The 21,272-nt window shown below is 60.4% G+C and carries 19 protein-coding genes; 8 read left to right on the top strand and 11 right to left on the bottom strand.

Features of this window, described 5'->3' with window-relative positions:
• Positions 1-117: 117 nt before the first annotated feature.
• Positions 118-1,065, bottom strand: coding sequence for a LysR substrate-binding domain-containing protein (locus tag PHF15_RS05285; protein ID WP_300119533.1), 948 nt, complete (start codon positions 1,063-1,065; stop codon positions 118-120).
• 9 nt (positions 1,066-1,074) lie between these two features.
• Positions 1,075-3,039: a sigma-54-dependent Fis family transcriptional regulator gene (locus PHF15_RS05280; RefSeq protein WP_300119531.1), complete on the bottom strand. Its 1,965-nt coding sequence runs from the start codon at positions 3,037-3,039 to the stop codon at positions 1,075-1,077.
• A gap of 295 nt (positions 3,040-3,334) precedes the next feature.
• Here PHF15_RS05280 and PHF15_RS05275 point away from each other — a divergent pair, with 295 nt between their 5' ends.
• Complete coding sequence (locus PHF15_RS05275; protein ID WP_300119530.1) at positions 3,335-4,855, top strand: aldehyde dehydrogenase family protein; 1,521 nt, start codon at positions 3,335-3,337, stop codon at positions 4,853-4,855.
• A 201-nt stretch (positions 4,856-5,056) separates the two neighbouring features.
• Positions 5,057-5,449, top strand: a complete 393-nt coding sequence (locus PHF15_RS05270) for a DUF779 domain-containing protein (protein WP_300119529.1) — start codon at positions 5,057-5,059, stop codon at positions 5,447-5,449.
• Here PHF15_RS05270 and PHF15_RS05265 read toward each other — a convergent pair.
• The 4 genes from PHF15_RS05265 to PHF15_RS05250 form a co-directional block, all read right to left on the bottom strand.
• The gene (locus tag PHF15_RS05265; RefSeq protein ID WP_300119528.1) at positions 5,421-6,260 is read right to left on the bottom strand and encodes a molybdate ABC transporter substrate-binding protein; all 840 of its coding nucleotides are present in this window, start codon (positions 6,258-6,260) and stop codon (positions 5,421-5,423) included. The genes PHF15_RS05270 and PHF15_RS05265 overlap by 29 nt on opposite strands.
• A 9-nt stretch (positions 6,261-6,269) precedes the next feature.
• Entirely contained in the window at positions 6,270-7,073 is an 804-nt protein-coding gene (locus tag PHF15_RS05260; RefSeq protein WP_300119526.1) for an extracellular solute-binding protein, read from the bottom strand.
• 41 nt (positions 7,074-7,114) lie between these two features.
• Positions 7,115-7,801, bottom strand: coding sequence for an ATP-binding cassette domain-containing protein (locus tag PHF15_RS05255; protein WP_300119744.1), 687 nt, complete (start codon positions 7,799-7,801; stop codon positions 7,115-7,117).
• A 101-nt stretch (positions 7,802-7,902) separates the two neighbouring features.
• Entirely contained in the window at positions 7,903-8,643 is a 741-nt protein-coding gene (locus PHF15_RS05250) for an ABC transporter permease (RefSeq protein ID WP_300119524.1), read from the bottom strand.
• Between the two features lie 98 nt (positions 8,644-8,741).
• Between PHF15_RS05250 and PHF15_RS05245 the strand changes: the two genes are divergently transcribed.
• From PHF15_RS05245 to PHF15_RS05235, 3 genes are all read left to right on the top strand, one after another.
• A complete protein-coding gene (locus PHF15_RS05245; RefSeq protein WP_300119522.1) occupies positions 8,742-9,863 on the top strand; it encodes a substrate-binding domain-containing protein in 1,122 nt (373 codons plus the stop codon).
• 181 nt (positions 9,864-10,044) lie between these two features.
• Positions 10,045-10,647, top strand: coding sequence for a TRAP transporter small permease subunit (locus PHF15_RS05240; protein WP_300119520.1), 603 nt, complete (start codon positions 10,045-10,047; stop codon positions 10,645-10,647).
• Positions 10,648-12,489: a TRAP transporter large permease subunit gene (locus PHF15_RS05235; RefSeq protein WP_300119518.1), complete on the top strand. Its 1,842-nt coding sequence runs from the start codon at positions 10,648-10,650 to the stop codon at positions 12,487-12,489.
• Positions 12,490-12,562: 73 nt separating this feature from the next.
• Here PHF15_RS05235 and dctP read toward each other — a convergent pair whose 3' ends face one another.
• The 5 genes from dctP to PHF15_RS05210 all read right to left on the bottom strand — a co-directional run bounded on the left by dctP (position 12,563) and on the right by PHF15_RS05210 (position 18,177).
• Positions 12,563-13,642, bottom strand: a complete 1,080-nt coding sequence (gene dctP, locus PHF15_RS05230) for a TRAP transporter substrate-binding protein DctP (RefSeq protein ID WP_300119517.1) — start codon at positions 13,640-13,642, stop codon at positions 12,563-12,565.
• Between the two features lie 250 nt (positions 13,643-13,892).
• Positions 13,893-14,978 carry a TRAP transporter substrate-binding protein gene (locus tag PHF15_RS05225; RefSeq protein WP_300119516.1) on the bottom strand — a complete coding sequence of 362 codons (1,086 nt, stop codon included), beginning with the start codon at positions 14,976-14,978 and terminating at the stop codon, positions 13,893-13,895.
• A gap of 138 nt (positions 14,979-15,116) precedes the next feature.
• Positions 15,117-16,982, bottom strand: a complete 1,866-nt coding sequence (gene dxs / locus PHF15_RS05220) for a 1-deoxy-D-xylulose-5-phosphate synthase (RefSeq protein ID WP_300119514.1) — start codon at positions 16,980-16,982, stop codon at positions 15,117-15,119.
• Between the two features lie 35 nt (positions 16,983-17,017).
• The gene (locus PHF15_RS05215) at positions 17,018-17,938 is read right to left on the bottom strand and encodes a polyprenyl synthetase family protein (protein WP_300119512.1); all 921 of its coding nucleotides are present in this window, start codon (positions 17,936-17,938) and stop codon (positions 17,018-17,020) included.
• Positions 17,935-18,177, bottom strand: coding sequence for an exodeoxyribonuclease VII small subunit (locus tag PHF15_RS05210; RefSeq protein WP_300119510.1), 243 nt, complete (start codon positions 18,175-18,177; stop codon positions 17,935-17,937). Before PHF15_RS05210 ends, PHF15_RS05215 begins: the two co-directional genes overlap by 4 nt.
• 182 nt (positions 18,178-18,359) lie before the next feature.
• Here PHF15_RS05210 and PHF15_RS05205 point away from each other — a divergent pair, with 182 nt between their 5' ends.
• From PHF15_RS05205 to PHF15_RS05195, 3 genes are read left to right on the top strand one after another with little or no spacing between them, the layout of a single operon-like run.
• Entirely contained in the window at positions 18,360-19,502 is a 1,143-nt protein-coding gene (locus tag PHF15_RS05205; RefSeq protein ID WP_300119509.1) for an aromatic ring-hydroxylating dioxygenase subunit alpha, read from the top strand.
• Between the two features lie 3 nt (positions 19,503-19,505).
• On the top strand, positions 19,506-20,393 hold the full coding sequence (locus PHF15_RS05200) for a DMT family transporter (protein WP_300119507.1): 888 nt from the start codon (positions 19,506-19,508) through the stop codon (positions 20,391-20,393).
• Between the two features lie 15 nt (positions 20,394-20,408).
• Positions 20,409-21,266 carry a sulfurtransferase gene (locus tag PHF15_RS05195; protein WP_300119506.1) on the top strand — a complete coding sequence of 286 codons (858 nt, stop codon included), beginning with the start codon at positions 20,409-20,411 and terminating at the stop codon, positions 21,264-21,266.
• Positions 21,267-21,272 lie beyond the last annotated feature (6 nt).

Below are 21,272 nucleotides of genomic sequence, written 5' to 3'. Positions count from 1 at the left end.
CTCAAGCCCTTGGCAAATTGTTTCTGAACATGGTTTGATTCAAAAAATGAATGTATGAAACAAGATGCATAGCTGCGCCAAAACTGTGAAGTTGGCTCCTTCAGTGCAACAATTAAATCACTGGTCAAACGAGTACGTATGCGTGGCAATATGCGCCAGCCATGCGGGCTCATTGGCCATCGACAGGGTGACACGCATGGCGTTGGAGGGTCGGTCAGTGCTGGCGCACATGAATCCGATCGGAACGACCACTTCGGGGGTAACCAATGGCACCGCCTCCAGCTCCGGATAACCGCGCAGCACCGCAACCAGTGCACCGGGCAATATGCTGCACACTTCTCCCGCCAGAACGATCAGGCCCAGCGTCAAAATGGAGTTGGTTTCAATCACGGGTTTGACATGGATGCCCAACTGCCTGAAGGTCGAATCGACAATGGTGCGGTTGTGCATTTCCGGGGTCAGCAGACAAAACGGCAGTTTGGATGCCATTTCCCAGGACATGGGGCGACTCACCCTTCGCAAGCTTGACCTGGCCGGTTTGATGGCTCGCCGCAGGAAGAAATAACGTTCTGTGTATTGCCCAAGAGTAGTCAATTTCGCCGCTCGTGACTTGAGCCGTTCGGTGTAACCCAGCCCAATATCCACCGTCAGGTTTTCCAGACCAGTCTCGATTTCTTGCGAGCTCATGGATCGCACCGTCAAAGACAAGCCAGGGTAGCGCGCCTGCAATTGACCGGCAAAGCGCGCAGCAATTGGCATCGCTGAAGGCACCGCCCCCAAAGTGAGTGCGCCCACCGGCTGTTCCGACTTGCCTTTAAGGTCTTGCAGCAGCAGTTCCTGCTCGTGCAGCATGCGCTGGGCACTGACAAAAATCCGTTCGCCCTCAGGCGTAAAACTCTCAAACGCACGCCCCCGTTTGACAATGGCAGTACCAAACTCTTCTTCCAATGCCCGGATCGCGTTGGAAAAAGCGGGCTGTGTGATGTAGCACGCATCGGCGGCACGGCCAAAGTGTTTGTGCTGATGCAGGGCGGCCAGGTAGCGCAGGGAGGTGAATAAATTCATGCGTGACGTTCATGCATTGAGCTTGCGGTACAGCGTCTGGCGGCTGATGCCCAGTTGCCGGGCCGCTTGAGACATGTTGCCACCACTATTTTCCAGAGCCAGACGCATGGCTGTTTGCGAGAGTTGCGCCAGGTTTTGCGACGATTCGTTGGTGGATGCCACGCGCAACGGAGAGACCTGACGTGGTGGAACTGACTGCACCTGCGCGCTCAAATCTTCCAGCAAATCGTCCGACAGGTGCACCCAGTCGATACACACCTCATGCGGCTCCAACATGGCGCTGGCAGTGCGCAGTGCATTCGCATATTGGCGCAAGTTGCCGGGCCAGGGATGCTGACTCAGACGCGTCAACAGCTCTGGTACCACGTGCAGACTGCGCTGCGGATTCAGATCAAGCAGCAAGCGCTGCGTCAGCATCGCAAAATCAGTGCGTTCGCGCAAGGGCGGCAACTGCACCGTCAAGCCGTTGATGCGGTAATACAAATCACTGCGAAAGTGGCCTTGTTCTGCCGCTTCACGCAGTTTGCAATGGGTGGCGCACATCAGCGCAAAGTCAACCGGCACCGACGGCCCACCACCAAGCGGAATGACCTGTCGCTCTTGCAAAACCCGCAGCAACCGCATTTGCATCAGCAGTGGCATATCGCCAATTTCATCCAGAAACAGGGTGCCCCCCTGCGCCTCACGCAAGCGACCCAAACTGCCATCACGCCTGGCCCCGGTAAAAGCCCCTGGCGCATAGCCAAAGAGTTCCGCTTCAACCAGGTTCTCAGGCACGGCCGCACAGTTGATCGCTACAAAGGGTTTGCCACGACGCGGCCCGCTGTCATGCACGGCGCGCGCAAACAGCTCTTTGCCGACCCCGGACTCACCCTGAATCAACAGCGGTATGGGCTTGTCAGCCACGCGCCGGGCCTTGTCGGCGGCACTGCGCCAACGCAAGTCGCCGGTGTCAAGCTGCGCCAAAGCATCGGATGGGTCAGCTCGCGCACCGCCGGGGGTGTTGATCTGAGCCCCGCTATCAGGACTCACCTTCAGATTCAACGTGGTGCGGGTGTCTTGCTTGAGCAGCGCAAACAAGGCCTGACCGTCACGCCGATGGACCCGCAGAGCCTCATCCGGGCGAAGCTGGTGCTGCGCAAGCATGGTGTTCAGCGGTACATCGAGCAGGCTCTGAAGCTTGACTGCACCCACGTCCGCATGCGTCAAACTTAGCCACTCCAAACCCGCACGATTGCCACCCACCAGCCAGCCATCGCCTGAGATCACCACAATGCCCTCGGCAACCGTGCCAATACCCTCGCGCTGGCCGTGCAAATGCAGCCGAATATGCTGACGACTGGTGGCGGCGATCAGCTGGTTTTCGATCAGGCGGGCAGCCATGTTGGCCAGGCCGTAGGTGTGCGGATGACCGCTGCGATGGTCACCAGAAATGTCAAGAATTCCGAGCAGGCTGCCTGTAGCCGACATGATGGGCGCCGCCGTGCAGGTCAGGAACTCGTTGCGCTGCAGAAAATGTTCGCCGCCATGAATTTCAATGCTGCCGCCCACGGCCAGCGCTGTGCCAATGGCGTTGGTGCCACGATGTTGTTCAAGCCATGATGCGCCACATGACAGTGCCACTTGCTGGGCGCGCTGCAAAAAATCAGGGCTTCCCAAAGTGTGCATCAAGGTGCCGCTCGCATGCGCCAGGATCACCATGCCCTGACTGTCGCGGACTTGCTCAAACACGACTTCCATCACCGGGCAAGAATGCGCCAGCAGTTCATGACTGCCGGCGATGATGCGGCCCAGATCAGCCGCGCTGGCGTGGTCGGGCTCTATCGATCGGGCATCGGGCAACAAGCCGGCTGCCAGGCTGCGCTGCCACGAGCGGGCCACGTGGGTGTCCAGCCCCTGCGTCGGGCAGTCGCCATATTCAAGCAAATATTGTCTGGCCTGGCTCAGCGCCAAAGCCGAAGGTGGGGTGCGCATGCGTTTCCTGGGCGGGCGGCTCAACGGCCACCTTGTGTTGCGCGATGGTAGTCACCCACACATTCCCTGGCGATATGAAACAGCTTGCATACACCCCACACCGGACAGGTGGTGCAGAACTTGACAGGTGTCTCAGCCTGCACCACTCAACTCCTCCGCCGTTTGCGCCATGCCTAAAAAAAGTCGTTTGAAATCAAGGCGTTTATCGGCAACCTGCAAGCTGGCACGCGACTTGATGCGTCGTACCGTCCGCAAGGGCAAACCCACTCGTTTTTATTCACAATCAGGAGACACGATGATCTACGCAGCCCCCGGCCAAGCCGGTGCAAAAATCGCCTTCAGGGCCAAATACGACAATTTCATTGGTGGCAAGTATGTGGCCCCGCTCAAGGGCCAGTACTTTGATGTGATCACCCCGATCAGCGGCAAGGTTTACACCCAGGCCGCGCGCTCGGGTGCTGAGGACATTGAGCTGGCACTCGATGCCGCCCATGCCGCCGCTGATGCGTGGGGCAAAACCTCGGTCACCGACCGCTCCAACATCCTGCTCAAGATTGCCGACCGCATTGATGCCAATCTGGAGCTCCTCGCCTACGCCGAAACCGTGGACAACGGCAAGCCGATCCGCGAAACGCTGGCGGCTGACATTCCCCTGTCCAGCGACCACTTCCGCTACTTCGCTGGCTGCATCCGCGCACAAGAAGGTGCGCTGAGCGACATCAACGAAACCACTGTGGCCTACCACTACCACGAGCCACTGGGCGTGGTCGGGCAAATCATCCCCTGGAACTTCCCGATTCTGATGGCCGCCTGGAAGCTGGCACCGGCCCTGGCGGCCGGCAACTGTGTGGTACTCAAACCCGCGGAGTCAACCCCGGTGAGCATTTTGATTTTGATGGAAATCATTGGCGACCTGCTGCCCCCGGGCGTGCTCAACATCGTCAACGGCTACGGCCGTGAAGCCGGCATGCCGCTGGCCACCAGCAAACGCATTGCCAAGATCGCCTTTACTGGCTCCACCAGCACAGGCCGGGTGATTGCCCAGGCTGCGGCCACTAACCTGATTCCGGCCTCGCTGGAACTCGGCGGCAAGTCGCCCAACGTGTTCTTTGCCGACATCATGGACAAAGACGACGGTTTTCTGGACAAAGCCATTGAAGGTCTGGTGCTTTTTGCCTTTAACCAGGGTGAAGTCTGCACTTGCCCCAGCCGCGCGCTGATACAGGAAAGCATCTACGACAAGTTCATGGAACGTGTGCTGCCGCGCGTGCGCGCCATCAAGCAGGGCAACCCGCTCGATAGCGAAACCATGCTCGGTGCCCAAGCCTCGCAAGTGCAGTTGACCAAAATTTTGTCGTACCTGGACATTGGCAAACAAGAGGGTGCGCAAGTGCTCACTGGCGGCGCGCAAGCCAAGCTGACCGGCGATCTGGCCGGTGGCTACTACGTTCAGCCCACGCTGCTCAAGGGTCACAACAAGATGCGCGTGTTCCAGGAAGAAATTTTTGGCCCGGTGCTGGCCGTCACCACCTTCAAGGACGAAGCGGATGCGCTGGCACTGGCCAACGACACGCTGTACGGTCTGGGCGCTGGCGTGTGGAGTCGCAACGGCAACGTGGCCTATCGTATGGGCCGCGCCATCAAGGCCGGTCGCGTCTGGACCAACTGCTACCATGACTACGCCGCTCACGCTGCGTTTGGTGGTTACAAAGAGTCCGGCATTGGCCGCGAAACCCACAAGATGATGCTCGACCACTACCAGCAAACCAAGAACCTGCTGGTGAGCTACAGCGAGAGCAAGCTGGGGTTCTTCTGATTGACTGATTGACCTTGCTTAAACCCGCAGCGCGCGTTGGGTATCTGACTACGCGAATGTCCCCCAGCTTGGGGCGTGCCCCAAGCCTCCTCCTTTATTTCGCTGCGTCAGACACCCAATGCACGTCGCTAGACGCTGTCGACTTTTTTATAAATCTGTGTCGCAATTCGCCATCCATTCCAACATTTTTGCGAGTACTTCATGGTCGATAAAGTCATCGCCACCCCGGCCGCCCTTGAACTCATCGCTTTTCTGAAAATCAAGCACGGCCCGGGCCTAATGTTTCACCAGTCGGGCGGTTGCTGCGACAACAGCGCCGCCAATTGCTACCTGCTGGGTGAAATCACCATGGGTGCTGGCGACGTGTTGCTGGGTGACATCGGCGGCTGCGCCTTTTACATTGGCAAAGCGCAGTACGCATACTGGAAGCACACCCAACTGATCATCGACGTGATCAATGGCAGCGGGGGTGATTTTTCTTTGGAAACGCCCGAGGGTAAGGGATTTCTGACCCGGTCACGGGTGTTTACCGAGGCTGAATTGGCAGAGTTGAAGCTAAGCGACCTCAAGGCTGGCCGAAACCGAAATGCTTGAAAACCGCTTGCGCAGCGGGTGCCACCAGGGACTTGGCAAATGCCGCAGCGGCCGTTGAAGCTGACTCACGCACGGTGAAACCATACAGCGCACCAACTTGCAGTTCAGGCGGTATCTGCACTATCTTCAGGCGCGGCACCTCTTTTTGTGCCGCCACCGCGTTGGTGCAGTAGGTCAGAAACACATCCACCTTTCGCTCATCCATGATCCAGGCATACGCCAGGCGACCTGTCGGCGGTTGCGGCAAGCTGACCTGCCCCACCAGTTTCTGCGCCTTGGCATCGAGCACCGCGTAGGCCCCGTTTTGCACCCCATCGGCCTTGTGGAACAGTTCCCATGTGTAGTCACCTGACGGATCCGCTTTGGGCGTGGACGTACCCAGCCGCACATCCGGACGCAACAGCGTCGCCAACAGCGTGGCCGGTGTCGCGTCCAGTTGCTCGCTGGTCAATGCACACAAGGTGTTGCGCACAAACACGGTCGAGGGTTCCCAGCCACCTTGGCGCGCCAGGCGTTGCGGGTGGTCGTTATCGGCCGAGGCGAATACCTGCGCTGGCTCGCCCTTTTCAATGCGTTCACGCAGCAGGCCTGAGGCACCAAAGGTCAGCGCAATCTTATGGCCTGTGCTGGCCTCGTAGTCTTTGGCAATGGCCGTCAAGGCGCCGCGCAAACTGCCCGCAGCGTAAACCGCCACCACTGGTGACGCTTCAGCCCCTTTGGGTACCGCTTGCGGTGCCGCCGCGCACCCCGCAAGGCCAGCCGCACCCACGGCCATCAAGCCTCGCACCAACGTGTTGAGGGTTGCTGTCATGATCAGGCTTTATTTGGCTGCATTCGGAAAAAACAGTTGCTCGCCGCCAATTTTGTAGCTGGCAATCGCGCCCTGGCCTGCCGGTGACACCACCCAGTCGATGAACTTCTGGCCCTCGGCCGCCTTGACATGCGGATGCTTGGCCGGGTTGACCAACATCACGCCGTATTGGTTGAACAGGCGCTTGTCGCCTTCCACCAGCACCGTCAAATCCCCCCGGTTCTTGAAGTTGAGCCAGGTGCCGCGGTCGGTCAGCACATAAGCGTTGGTGCTGGAGGCCATGTTGAGCGCCGGGCCCATGCCACAACCGCAGGCCTTGTAGCCGCTGCCCTGCTTGTCGGTGAGGTCGGCCATTTTCCAGAAGCGCAGCTCGGCGGCGTGGGTGCCGCTCTTGTCGCCGCGCGAAATGAACGGGCCATTGGCTGCCGATATCTTTTTGAGTGCTTCCACCACGTCATTGCCTTTGACCTTGAGCGGGTCGCTAGCCGGGCCGACCACCACAAAGTCGTTGTACATCACCTCGATGCGCTTGACGGCAAAGCCCTCGGCCACCACCTTTTCTTCGGCCACCTTGTCGTGCACAAACAGCACATCGGCATCGCCGCGGCGGCCCATGTCGATGGCCTGGCCGGTGCCCAGGGCGACCACCTTGACGTCGATGCCGCTGGCTTTTTTGAACTCTGGCAGCAGCACGGAGAACAGGCCCGATTGCTCGGTCGAGGTGGTCGAGGCAACCACGATCGACTGCGCCTGCACACTCATTGAAGCCCCCAGACAGGCGACGGCAATGGCCGCTGCCTGCGCATACTTCATAAGGGCGAGAGGTTTAAAAAATTTAAAAGAATTCACGGTTTTCATACAAGTTCTCCTTTGACAAAAAAATGGGCCGCCGGATACTGCTGCTGCAGCAAGGGCCCGCTAAAAAAATCAGCCACTGGCAAATCAGCCAGCACGCGGCCGTGCTCCAGGTAGATCACCCGGCTCGCCAGGCGCTTGACCTGGCCCAGGTTGTGACTGGCAAAAACAAGCGTCATGCCCTCGGGTCCGCTGGCAAACGCTTCAATCAGCGTCTCCACTTCGCGCTTGGCGTGCGGGTCCAGGCTGGCGGTGGGCTCATCGAGCAGCAGCACCTGCGGCTGCAAGGCCCAGGCCCGCGCCATCGCCACGCGTTGCTGCTGGCCGCCTGAGAGCTGGCGCGCGTTACGCAGCGCCAGGTCCGACAAACCCACTTTGGCCAGCGCCACCAAGGCCTGTGCCTTGGCCTGGCCCCAAGCGGTGCCTTGCAGCCATAGCCCCAGGGCGATGTTGGCCTGCACCGACAAGCGCATCAGGTGCGGCTTTTGGAACAACATGGCATGGCGCAGTGCCAGGTCGGGTTCAAACCGCCCGGCGGTAGCTGGCAGCAGGCCGTGCAGCAAACGCAGCAAGGTGCTTTTGCCGCAGCCGTTGGCGCCTACCAGCGCCACCCGTTCACTCGCGTGAATCTGCAAACTGACCTCGGACAAGGCCCGCACCGCCCGTGCCGGATGACCAAAATGCACGCTGGCCGCTTGCAAGGCAAATACGGGCTGCTTCAGAGATGGCCTGACGACGGGAAAGTCAAAAGATGCAGTCAAATCCTGGTCCAACAAATTCGCTGGCTTCAAACCGAAACCCCCAAAGGCAGGCTGGGAGTGACACCGCTTTCCTGGTATTCACGCCAACGCCGCACCGCGGCGATCAGCACATTCAGCAGCAGCACCACGCTGAGCAAAATCAGCCCCAGACCCAAGGCCAGCGGCAGGTCGCCCTTGCTGGTTTCCAGGGCTATTGCCGTCGTCATGACGCGGGTAAAGCCGTCAATGTTGCCGCCGACAATCATCACCGCGCCCACTTCCGACACGGCGCGCCCAAAGGAGGCGATCAGCACCGTGAGCAGGGCATAGCGCTCGTCCCAGGCCAGCAGGAGGCTGCGCATCAGCGGCCGGGCACCCATCGACTGCAATTGCTCGCCGTGCAAATTCTGCGCATCTTCCACCGTCTGGCGCGTCAAGGCCGTGACCACCGGCAGCACCAGCACCGCCTGCGCAATCACCATGGCCTTGAAGCTGAACAACCAGCCCAGGAAACCGAGCGGCCCGGTGCGCGACAGCAGCAGGTAAATCACCAACCCCACCAGCACCGAGGGCACGGCCAAAAACGTGTTGAGCAGCGTCAGCAATGCCCCGCGTCCGGCAAAGCGCCCCACCCCCAGCCAGGCACCCAGCACCAGCCCCAGGCTGCAAGCCAGCGCGCAGGCCGTGGCGCTCACCGTCAGCGAGCGGCCCACAATCGTGAGCAGTTCGGCGTCCATGGAAGCGATGAGTTGCAGCGCGGTCGAGGCGCTTTCGGTAAAAGTAGTCAAGGCCGCAATATCGTGAAGTCGAAAGAAGGGGTGGCGAGTGCCGTGTGCAATTTGCGGTATCGTAGCCATTGATCCAATTACTGGCGATATGAACCACCGTGCATAGGCTTCAACTCAACTACACCCTGTCCAAAGACAGCAGCCCGGCGCTGGTGCGCAACCCTTTGATCGACTTGCTGCAAGCGGTCAGCAGCCAGGGCTCGATTTCTGGCGGCGCGCGCGCGCTGGGCCTGAGCTACCGCCACGTCTGGGGCGAGCTCAAGCGCTGGGAAAACGAGCTCGGCAACGAGCTGGTGATCTGGGAAAAAGGCCAGTCTGCGCTGCTGACCGAATTCGGCAACAAGCTGATGTGGGCCGAGCGCCAGGCACAGGCCCGGCTGGCGCCGCAAATCGAGGCCTTGCGCGCCGAGCTGGAGCGCAGCTACGCGCTGGCGTTTGACGACAGCGTGCATGTGGTCACGCTCTATGCCAGCCATGACGATGCCCTGTCCGCCCTGCGCGAGCATGCTCTGCAAGGCATTGCACTGGCGCTTGAGCATGAGCCCGTCCGGCTGCACCTTGACATCCGCTTCACCGGCAGTGTCGATGCCATCCGCGCCCTGAACGAAGGCCGTTGTGTGATGGCCGGTTTTCACACCCTGCTGGGCACCGGCAAAAAAACGCTGACCGAGCGGACCTACAAGCCGCTGCTGCAACCGGGCCAGCACAAGATCATCGGCTTTGCCCAACGCACCCAGGGCTTGATGGTGGCCCGGGGCAACCCGCTGGGCTTGCACAGCTTGCAGGACATGGTGCAGCATCGTGCCCGCTTTGCCAACCGCACGCTGGGCAGTGGCACGCGCGTGGTGCTGGATGAGTTGCTGGCGCGAGCGAATCTGCTGCCCAGCGAGGTGAATGGTTACGCGCACACCGAACCGTCGCATGCCGCCGTGGCCCAGGCGGTGGCGGCGTGTCAATGCGATGCCGGCCTGGGCATCGCTGCCGCGGCGCAGCAGGCGGGGCTGGATTTTGTACCGCTGGCGCTGGAGCGCTACCACCTGGTATGCCTCAAATCAGCGCTGGCACAACCCGGCATCGCGGCCTTGCTGCAACTGCTGCAAACCCAGGCCTGGCAAGACAAAATTGCCGCTATCGCGGGCTACACGGCGCAGGACAGCGGCCAGGTGCTGTCGATGCGCAAAGTTTTACCCTGGTGGGATTACCGGCGGCAAAAAACATGAGGCCAGGAGAATCCCCGTGCTCGGGTCAGCCCCGGGTTGACCCTCTGCGAAACATTTCAGGCTTGCCCTAAAATTATTCACGCTAACTTACCCGTGAGAGCAGCTAAACTGCGACGGCTCAAAAATTGCATTCAACCATTACCGTGGCCAAATTGCGCGAATTCCTAACAATGGAGACACCATGACCCCTTTGCTCTCGCTGTCCCGGCTGATCGACAAGATCACCACCGGCATCGGCAAACTCACCATGTGGCTGATTTTGGCCACCACCCTCATCAGTGCCGGCAACGCCATCGTGCGCAAAATTTTCAACGTCAGCTCCAACGGCTTGCTGGAAATTCAGTGGTACCTGTTTGCCGCAGTTTTCCTGATGGGTGCCGGTTATGGTTTTTTGAAAAACTCCCACGTGCGCATTGACTTTATTTCGTCTCGCCTCAGTGCGCGCACACGCAACTGGATCGATGTCATCGGCATCGTGGGCGTGTTGTTTCCCTTTTGCATTTTGTCCATCGTGCTGAGTTGGCCGCTGTTTACCAACGCCCTGGCCACCGGTGAGATGTCGCAAAACGCCGGCGGCCTGATCCGTTGGCCGGCTTACAGTCTGATTCCGCTCGGTTTTTCGTTACTGGCGATGCAAGGTGTATCTGAACTTATCAAACGCCTGGCTTTTTTGTTTGGCGGCGGGGTGGATGTCTTGTCCCATGAAGAATCCGAATCGGATGAAGCCAAACACCTGAAAGAACTTGAAGCGCTCGCAGCGCGCAAACTGGCCGGAGAACACTGAATGCAAACCACCTTTCTGGCACAGCAGTTTGTGCCCCTGATGTTCTGCGGCCTGTTCGCCTTCTTGCTGACCGGTTTTCCGGTTGCCTTCGCCCTGGCCGCGACCGGCCTTGGCTTTGGCTTTATCGGCATGGAGGCAGGTATCTTCCCGCCATCACTGTTTCAGGCCCTGCCGCTGCGCATCTTCGGCATCATGCAAAACGACACGCTGCTGGCGATTCCGTTTTTCACCTTCATGGGGATCATTCTGGAGCGCTCGGGCATGGCCGAGGATTTGCTTGAAACCGTGGGTCAGGTCTTTGGCCCGTTGCGCGGCGGCCTCGCCATTGCCGTGATCCTGGTGGGTGCACTGCTGGCAGCGACCACCGGTGTGGTAGCGGCTGCGGTGATTTCCATGGGCCTGATCTCGCTGCCCATCATGCTGCGCTACGGCTACAACCGAACCATCGCCACCGGCACCATCACCGCCTCTGGCACCCTGGCGCAAGCCATCCCGCCGTCGCTGGTGCTGATCGTGCTGGCCGACCAATTGGGCCGCTCTGTGGGCGACATGTATGCCGGTGCCCTGCTACCCGGCCTGTTGCTGGTGGCGCTGTACATCGTGTTCGTGGTCATTGTGGCGCTGGTCAAACCAGCCTGGGTGCCTGCGCTGCCCCAGGAAGCCCGTATCTACCGCGAGCCCAATGGCAGCTCGGGCCACAGGTCGCTGCTGGTGCTGGTGCTCATTTGTGCAGCGGTTGGCTGGAGTTGGGCCCAGGTCCACGACAGCCTGATGACGCGCTGGCTGGAGCGCAGCATCCCCTCTGCAGGTGACGAAATCGTGATCATGACCCTGACGCTGGCCTCCATCACGGGCCTGGTCCTGGCGCTTTTCAACCGCATCAGCAGACTCGGCCTGCTGTCACGCCTGGCCGAGCAGGTCACGTTTGTGCTGATGCCGCCGCTGATCCTGATCTTCCTGGTGCTGGGCACGATTTTTCTCGGCGTCGCGACACCCACCGAAGGCGGTGCCATGGGCGCGCTCGGGGCCTTGATCCTGGCCGTCGGCAAAAAACGCCTGACCCTGCCGCTGCTCAATCAGGCCCTGGAAAACACGGCCAAGCTGGCCTCGTTCGTGCTGTTCATCCTGATCGGCTCCACGGTGTTCAGCTTCACCTTCAACGCCGCCGATGGCCACATCTGGGTGGAGCATCTGTTCACCGACATGCCGGGTGGCGGCTGGGGCTTTTTGATTGTGGTCAACATCCTGGTATTCGTGCTGGGCATGTTCATCGACTTCTTCGAGATTGCCTTCATCGTGCTGCCCTTGCTGGCCCCGGTGGCAGAGAAAATCCTGCCTGGACTGATACCGGGCATGACACCGGACATGGCCATGATCTGGTTTGGCGTGATCATCGCCATGAACCTGCAAACCTCGTTCCTGACACCACCCTTTGGTTTTGCCCTGTTTTACCTGCGTAGCGTGGCCGCCAAGTTCGACTACAAGGACCGCGTGACCGGGCAAACCATCAAGGCGGTGACCACCAACGAAATCTACAAGGGCTCCATCGCCTTCATTGTGTTGCAGCTCATCATGGTGGCCGCCATCATGGTTTTCCCGTCACTGGTGGTCGGCAACATGTCCAAAGACAAGGGCTTGAGCGACGCCGCCGTGATGGAGCAGTTGCAAATGCTCGATGCTGAGCCCATGGATGGTGCCGACAAGCCACCCGCCGATGACACTCAACCGGCTGACGGCGCGGCGCCCACCCTGGAGGCACCACCCGCATCAGAGGAGGAAGTGGACCCCATGAAAGCCATGCAGGATGCCATTGCCAAGGATGCCAAGAAAGCCAAGCCCTGAGGCCTTAGATCAGGTGGCTTTATCCAGGCGAAAAAAACCGCGCAGTGCGCGGTTTTTTTTTGCCTCGGAAGACTTACAGTTTTTGTGCCTGCATGAAGCCGTCAAACTTGGCTTCGGTGAAACGGAACCACAGGTTGGAGTCAGCCCGGAAAGGTTTCATGTCGCCATAAATCTTTTTCCAGTTCGGATTTTTGGCACTCAGTTCCGCGTAAACATCCTCGGTCGCCTTGAAGGCTGCCTTCATGATGTCATTGGAGAACGGGTGCAGCTTGGCACCCTGGCTCACCAACTGCTTCAGGGCACCCGGGTTCTTGTAGTCGTAGTCGGCCTGGATCGACATATGGGCACGCGAAGAAGCCGCCAGGATGATCGCCTTGTTCTCAGCCGACAAACCGTCATAGGCCTTCTGGTTGACATACAGGGAAAATTGCGTGCTGCCCTCCCACCAGCCCGGGTAGTAGTAATGCGGCGCCACTTTGTATAGACCCAGCTTCAGGTCGTCATGCGGTCCGATCCACTCAGCGGCGTCAACCGTGCCTTTTTCCAGCGACTGGTAAATTTCACCAGCCGGGATGTTTTGCGGCACACCGCCAAGGCGCTCCAGAATTCGGCCACCAAAACCGCCGATGCGCATTTTCATGCCTTTCATGTCGGCCAGTGACTTGATTTCCTTGCGGTACCAGCCGCCCATTTGGGCGCCCGAGTTGCCCATCGGAAAATTGACAATGTTGTAGTTGCTGTAGAACTCACGCATCAACTTCAGACCATTGCCGGCAAACATCCAGGCCGTCAACTGGCGCGAATCCAGGCCGAACGGAATAGAGCAATCGAGCGCAAAAGCCTCATCCTTGCCAAAGAAATAGTAGGGTGCGGTATGGGCGCATTCAACCGTGCCATTCTGCACGCCATCGACCACACCGAACGCAGGCATCAACTCACCTGCGGTGTGCACTGAAATAGTGAACTTGCCACCCGACATGGCGCTGACTTCCTTGGCAAATGCCTCGGTGCCACCGATCAGGACGTCGAGAGACTTGGGAAAGCTCGAAGCCAGGCGCCAGCGAATGGCGGCCTGCGCATGGACAGCAGGCGCTACGCCAGCGGTCAGAACACCGGCAATGCCGGCATGTTTGATAAGGGAACGACGATCCATGTCGGTACTCCTGAAGTTGTTAAATTAAAAATTCACGCCACCCGGAGGCAGCACGATGACTGAAAACAATCACGCTCTATTTTAGAAACGGCAAGTGGACTCATGCTCGAATAATCATCACGCAGAGAAAGACAAAATTTCAAGATGAGTTCAAAATATTTCACATCCAGCCCGCTGGAAACACAAACGCCTCAAACATTGCACAAGCTACGTTTGAGGCGTGACAGGGAAAGCTTGCGACTGGAAGTGCTTAAATCTTGACGCCCGCCATGTAGCTGTCAAAACGCATTTCCGAAAAACGCAGCCACAGCAACTGGTCGCGCTGGAAGGCACGCATGTCCTGGTGGATTTTCTTGAATTCAGGCGACTTGGCTTCGTGCTCGGCAAACACTTCCATCGAAGCCTTGAAGCCCGCATCCATGATTTCCTTGGGAAATGGCTTGAGCTGGGTCTTGTCAGCGACCAGGCTCTTCAAGGCGATGGGGTTATAGGCATCGTACTTGGCCGTCATGTCACGCGCCGCCACGGCAGTGGCCACATCGACCATCGCCTGGAATTCAGGCGACAGCGCCGCATAGGCCTTGGTGTTGATGAAAAATTCCAGCTCAGCGCCGCCTTCCCACCAGCCTGGGTAGTAATAAAAGGGGGCCACCTTGTTGAAGCCCAGCTTCTGGTCATCGTAAGGACCGACGAACTCGGTAGCGTCCAGCGTGCCTTTTTCCAGCGCCTGATAGACCTCACCGGCGGGCATGTTCTGCGGCACCACGCCAAGCTTTTGCATGGCCTCGCCAAACAGGCCGCCGCCCATGCGCATCTTCAGACCCTTGAGGTCTTTCACGGTCTTGATTTCCTTGCGGTACCAGCCGCCCATCTGCGTGCCGGTGTTGCCCGCGCTGCGGCTCTTGATGTTGTACTTGGCATAAAACTCGTCCATCAGCTTGCGGCCATTGCCGTGCTCCATCCAGGCATCCATCTGGCGCGCGGTCAGGCCGAAAGGCACGGCACAGCCAAAGGCAAAAATCGGATCCTTGCCGGTGAAATAATAGGACGCCGTCTGCGCCATTTCAACCGTGCCATTCTGAATGCCATCGACCACGCCAAACGCCGGCATCAGTTCGCCAGCGGCATGCACCGACACTTCAAACTTGCCGCCCGACAGGTCCTTGATGGTCTTGGCAAACATCTCGGCGCTGCCAAAAATGGTGGCCAACGACTTGGGAAAGCTCGAAGCCAGACGCCAACGCACATTGGCGCCCTGGGCATGCACGGCCGGTGCAGCACCCGCCGCCAAAACACCTGCAATACCTGCATTTTTAATGAGAGAACGACGATCCATTGATTTACTCCTGAAGTTGCAAACTGAATTTCCAGCCATGCAGCAATGCATGGCAACGACGGTTAAGTGTCATCTGATATTCTAAGAAATGTGCCCCCTGCAAACGGGCGGGTTTACCCTCAAAAATGGCTGTTGTTTTCAAATATCTTGCGTTAAGGCAAAGCGAGTGCGAATAGATGCCTCAATACCGGACGCATCCAACCCCTGCAAGGCCAGCAATTTGGCCGGATCGCCATGCTCGATGAACTTGTCGGGCAAACCCAGTTGCAACACCGGTTTGGTGATACCAGCTGCGGCCAGGGCTTCGAGCACGGCGCTGCCGGCGCCGCCCATGATGGCGCCCTCTTCCAGCGTGACCAAAGCCTCGTGGCTGGCTGCGACTTGCAGCAGCAGGTCCACATCGAGCGGCTTGGCCCAGCGCATGTTGACCACGGTGGCGTCCAGGCCCTGCGCGGCATCGAGTGCCTGGTACAGCAGCGTGCCAAAGGCCAGAATGGCCACGCGCTGGCCAGTTCGGCGGATTTCGCCCTTGCCGAACGGCAGCGCATCGAGTGTGCAGGTCACCGCCACGCCAGCACCCACGCCACGCGGGTAACGCACCGCCACCGGGGTGCTTTGGGCATAAGCGGTGCTGAGCAACTGGCGGCACTCGTTTTCATCGGCCGGACAGGCCAAACTGACATTGGGAATGCAGCGCAGAAAAGGGATGTCATAGGCACCCGCGTGGGTGGCGCCGTCGGCACCGACCAGGCCGGCACGGTCGAGCGCAAACACCACCGGCAGGTTCTGGATGGCCACGTCGTGGATCAACTGGTCGTAGGCGCGCTGCAAAAAGGTGGAGTAAATCGCCACCACGGGCTTCAGGCCCTCGCAAGCCAGGCCGGCGGCAAAAGTCACCGCATGCTGCTCGGCAATGCCGACATCAAAATAGCGCGTCGGAAAGCGCTGCTCAAAGGCCACCATGCCCGAGCCTTCGCGCATGGCCGGCGTGATACCCACCAGCCGGTCGTCGGCCGCCGCCATGTCGCACAGCCAGTCGCCGAACACCTGGGTAAAGGTGGGTTTGCAAGCGGCGGATTTTTGCAGGCCCACCGCCGGGTCGAACTTGCCCGGGCCGTGGTAGGCCACCGGGTCGGCCTCGGCCAGCTTGTAGCCCTGGCCTTTTTTGGTGACCACGTGCAAAAACTGCGGGCCCTTAAGGTGCTTGATGTTTTCCAGCACTGACACCAGCGTCTGCACGTCATGGCCGTCGATCGGGCCCACATAGTTGAAGCCGAATTTCTCGAACAGCGTGACCCGGCTGACCATGCCCTTGGCCGACTCTTCAAAACGGCGCGCCAGCTCCAGCAGCGGTGGCGCACCGCGCAGCACGTTTTTGCTGGCGCTTTTGGCAGCGGCATAAAACTGGCCGCTGAGCAGCTTGGCCAGATAGCGGTTGAGCGCGCCCACCGGCGGGCTGATCGACATGTCGTTGTCGTTCAGGATCACCAGCAGGTTGCAGTCCGATACCCCGGCGTTGTTCATGGCTTCAAAAGCCATGCCGGCGGTCATGGCGCCGTCGCCAATCACGGCGATGGCATGCCGGTCTTCGCCCTTGAGCCGTGAGGCCATGGCCATGCCCAGGGCGGCCGAGATCGAGGTGCTGGAGTGGGCTGTGCCGAAGGCGTCGAATTCGCTCTCGGCGCGCTGCGGAAAACCGCTCAAACCGCCCAACTGGCGCAGGCTTCCCATGCGCTCGCGCCGCCCGGTGAGGATTTTGTGCGGGTAGGTCTGATGGCCCACGTCCCATACCACCCGGTCGTAGGGTGTGTTAAACACATAGTGCAGCGCCACCGTGAGTTCAACCGTGCCCAGGTTGGAGCTCAGGTGGCCGCCGGTTTTGGACACGCTTTCCAGCAAAAAGGCCCGCAGTTCGGTGGCCAGGGTGTCGAGTTGCTCGCGCGGCAGATGCCGCAGGTCAGCCGGGGCATGGATGGTCTGCAGCAAGGGGTAAGGGATATTCATCAACATAGGCTCTGATTTTGACAACAGGGAGTGCGTCAGCTTGAACGCTGCACCATCAGGCTTGCCAGCCCTTGCAGCGCACGGGTATCCGCCAAGCCGCTCGACGCCAGCGCCGCCAAGGCCTGCTGGTACAGGGTCTGGGCATAGGCATGGGCGCGCTCCAGCCCCATCAGCGACACATAGGTGGGCTTGTGTTGGGCCTGGTCCTTGCCTGGCGTTTTACCCAGGGTGGCTGAATCGGCGGTGACGTCCAGGATGTCGTCCACCACCTGAAATGCCAGACCAATGGCGGCTCCATAGGCCTGCAAGGCTTTTACAGCCTGCGCCGTGGCGTCGCCACAAGCGGCACCCATCATCACGCTGGCCTGCAACAGGGCGCCTGTTTTGAGCTGGTGCATTTGGCGCAGCTGGTCTTCGGTCAGGGGCCGCCCGACGCTGGCCAGGTCAATGGCCTGGCCACCGGCCATGCCCGCACAACCCGCAGCGCGCGCCAGCAAACGGCACAAGCGGGCCTGGCGGCTGGCCGGCACAGCGGCGTCATCCGGGGTCAGCAGCTCAAAAGCCAGGGCTTGCAAGGCGTCACCCGCCAACAAGGCACTGGCCGAGCCAAACTGCACGTGCACGGTGGGCTTGCCGCGGCGCAACACGTCGTTGTCCATGCACGGCATGTCGTCGTGCACCAGCGAATAGGCGTGGATCAGTTCAACGGCGCAAGCGGCGCGCAAAGCGGCTTCCACCACCTCGCCAGAGACGGCCTCACATGCCGCCAGCACCAGCAACGGGCGCAGGCGCTTGCCGCCATCGAGCACGGCGTAGCGCATGGCCAGCATCAGGTCGGCGGGCGCAGCGTGCGCCAGATCGGAGGACGCATCGACGCTGACCCATGTGTCCAGCGCCTGCTCCACGCGCTGCAGATGCTGCGTGCACCAGTCATTCAAGTCAAATGTGCCGGTCATGCTGCGTCGCTGGTCCATGGCTTGAGCGTGCCCTGGTCCAGCACCTTGATTTGCTCTTCAACGGCAGCCAGTCGGTCGCGACAAAACTTCAGCAATTCCGCACCACGCTGGTACTGCGTCAGGAGTTGCTCCAGGGGCATGTCACCGGATTCCAGCCTGGCCACCAATTGCTCAAGCTCCTGCAACGCCGCCTCATAGTGCGCCGGCGCAGCGGGTCCATGTTTGGAGGCAGTAACCATAAAACGCAACACTCCCGGAGTCAAAATGACGATTTTAGGCGTTGTTGCCAAGCCCATGCCGGGCGGGGCCGCAAAGGTACAATTCCATCTCTTGTACCAGCCCCGGCTGGGTTCTTTCGTCTCGCGCACGGCTACGGCCACCAGCGCATCTCCCTGTGGGGAGTCTTTAGGTCAGGTCACCCATGTCTGATTTAAGTCTTCAACTGCAGCAGGCCACCGGCCAACTACCAGTTTCAAGCTATTTCGATCCCGCGCTCTACCAGCGCGAACTGCAAACCCTGTTTCAGCGGGGACCACGCTATGTGGGTCACGCCGCCAGTGTGCCCAACGTGGGCGACTACGCCACGCTGGCACACGAGGGCGAGGGTCGCTCGCTGCTGCGCACGCCCGGCGGCATCGAGCTGATCTCCAACGTCTGCCGCCATCGCCAGGCCATCATGCTCAAGGGCCGTGGCACCTTGCCCAACACCTCTGCGGGCAACATCGTCTGCCCGATCCACCGCTGGACCTACAGCGCCGGCGACAGCGCTGGCCAACTGCCTGCGGGCAAGCTCATTGGCGCGCCCCACTTTCCCAGCGACCCCTGCCTGAACCTGCACAACTACCCATTGCGCGAGTGGAACGGCCTGCTGTTCGAGAACAACGGCCGCGACGTGGCGGCTGATCTGGCGGGCATGGGCGAACAGGCTGCGCTGGACTTTTCTGGCTACGTGCTCGACAAAACCGAGCTGCACGAGTGCAACTACAACTGGAAAACCTTCATCGAGGTCTATCTGGAGGACTACCACGTGGGCCCGTTCCATCCAGGGCTGGGTCACTTTGTCACCTGTGACGACCTGCGCTGGCAGTTCGGCGAGCAGTTTTCAGTGCAGACCGTGGGCGTCTCCAAGGCCTTTGGCAAGCCGGGTTCCAAGGTGTACCAGCGCTGGCACGATGCGCTGCTGAACTACCGCAACGGGGCAGCCCCCGAGCGCGGCGCCATCTGGCTCACCTATTACCCGCACATCATGGTCGAGTGGTACCCGCATGTGCTCACGGTATCGACGCTGCACCCGATGGGGCCGAACAAGACGCTGAACCAGGTGGAATTTTTCTACCCCGAGGAAATTGCCGCGTTCGAGCGTGAGTTTGTCGAAGCCCAGCAGGCCGCCTACATGGAAACCTGCCTGGAAGACGACGAGATCGGCGAACGCATGGACGCCGGGCGCAAGGCGCTGCTCGCGCGTGGCGACAACGAGGTCGGCCCCTACCAGAGCCCGATGGAAGACGGCATGCAGCATTTTCATGCCTGGTATCGCCGTGAAATGGGTCCGCAGGGTCTGTAAGTCATGCAAGCACTCTGGATGGTCTTGGCCTCCTTCTTTTTTGCCACCATGGCGGTCGGCATCAAAGTGGCCGCGGCAAGTTTCAGCTTGCCCGAGCTGGTGTTTTACCGCGGCGTGGTCAGCGTGATCTTCATGGCGCTGGTGTTGCGCGCACGGCGCACACCGCTGGCCACCAAGGTGCCCATGATGCACGCCTGGCGCGCGGCGATTGGCGTGTTTTCACTGGCCACCTGGTTTTTTGCCATCGCCCATTTGCCACTGGCCACCGCCATGACGCTCAACTACATGAGCGGCGTCTGGGTGGCGGCCTTTGTGGTGGGCGGCGCGCTGCTCTATGGCCAAAGCAGCCGCCAGGGGCCGCTCATGGCCACCGTGCTGGCGGGTTTTGCCGGCGTCGTGATGATGCTGCGACCCACGCTGGACCAGAACCAGCTGTTTGCCGGCCTGGTGGGGCTGCTCTCGGGCATGGGGGCGGCGATGGCCTATTTGCAGGTGACGGCGCTGGGCAAGGTGGGCGAGCCCGAAGGCCGAACCGTGTTTTACTTTTCGGTCAGCACGGCATTCGCCGGGCTGGCCGGTGTGCTGTGGAGCGGTTTCACCCCCTGGGACAGCGTGTCTTGGCAAGCCGCCGTCTGGCTCGTTCCCATCGGCGTGCTGGCATCCCTGGGCCAATGGTGCATGACGCGCGCCTACAGCCGCGGTGCCACACTGCTGGTGGCCAATTTGCAATATGCCGGCATTGTGTTTGCCGCTTTTTACAGCCTGGTGTTGTTCGACGACCCCATTACGCTGCTTGGCTGGGCCGGCATGGCGCTGATTGTGGCCAGCGGCATTGCCGCCACGGTGCTGCGAACCCGTGCCCTGCCCGACACCCCCGCTGAAGAACACTGAAACCCAAAGGACCCCATGTACACCACGCTGATTTCTGTCGCCCAACTGCAATCCCTGATGGCGAGCCAACAGCCGCTGATGGTGTTCGACTGCAGTTTTGAGCTGATGCAGCCTGCGGCCGGAGATGCGCAATACCAGGAATGCCACATTGCCGGCGCAGTGCGCGCCGACCTCGACCGGCACCTGAGCGCCCACGGCGCACCTGACGCTGCCAGTGGTGGCCGCCATCCGCTGCCTTCGCGCGACAGCTTTGCCGCCTGGCTCGGCAGTGTCGGCTTGCGCCCCGACATGCAGGCCGTGGTCTATGACCGCCAAGGGGCGAACTACTGCGGCCGCCTGTGGTGGCTGCTGAAATGGGCGGGGCATGAAGCAGCTGCGGTGCTGGATGGCGGCCTGCAGGCCTGGCTCGCGGCAGAAGGCGCCGTTGAATCGGGCGCCGGCCCCACAGGTCAAGCCTCGCATTACCCATTGACCACGCCAAGGACCGAACTGGTGGCAGCCGACACCGTGCTCAGCCAACTGGCGAGCCCAAACCAGACCCTGTTGGATGCCCGTGGTGCGCCACGCTTTCGGGGTGAAGTAGAGCCGCTCGACCCGGTGGCCGGCCACATTCCCGGCGCGCTGAATCGCCCGTTCGCCGACAACCTGGATGCCAACGGCTGCTTCAAGAGTCCCGAGCTCCTGAAAGCTGAATTTGACGCCCTGCTGGCGGGCCGCGACCCCGCCACGGTGGTACACCACTGCGGCAGCGGGGTCAGCGCCGTGCCCAACATCATCGCCATGGAAGTGGCGGGCTTGGGGCGAACAGCACTTTATGCGGGAAGCTGGAGCGACTGGTGCAGTGACCGCAGCCGGCCCGTCGCGCAATCTTAATCTGTT

It is taken from the genome of Rhodoferax sp. (assembly GCF_028689295.1).
Classification (GTDB): Bacteria; Pseudomonadota; Gammaproteobacteria; order Burkholderiales; family Burkholderiaceae_C; genus Rhodoferax.
This window is presented reverse-complemented; position numbering and strand designations above follow the sequence as displayed.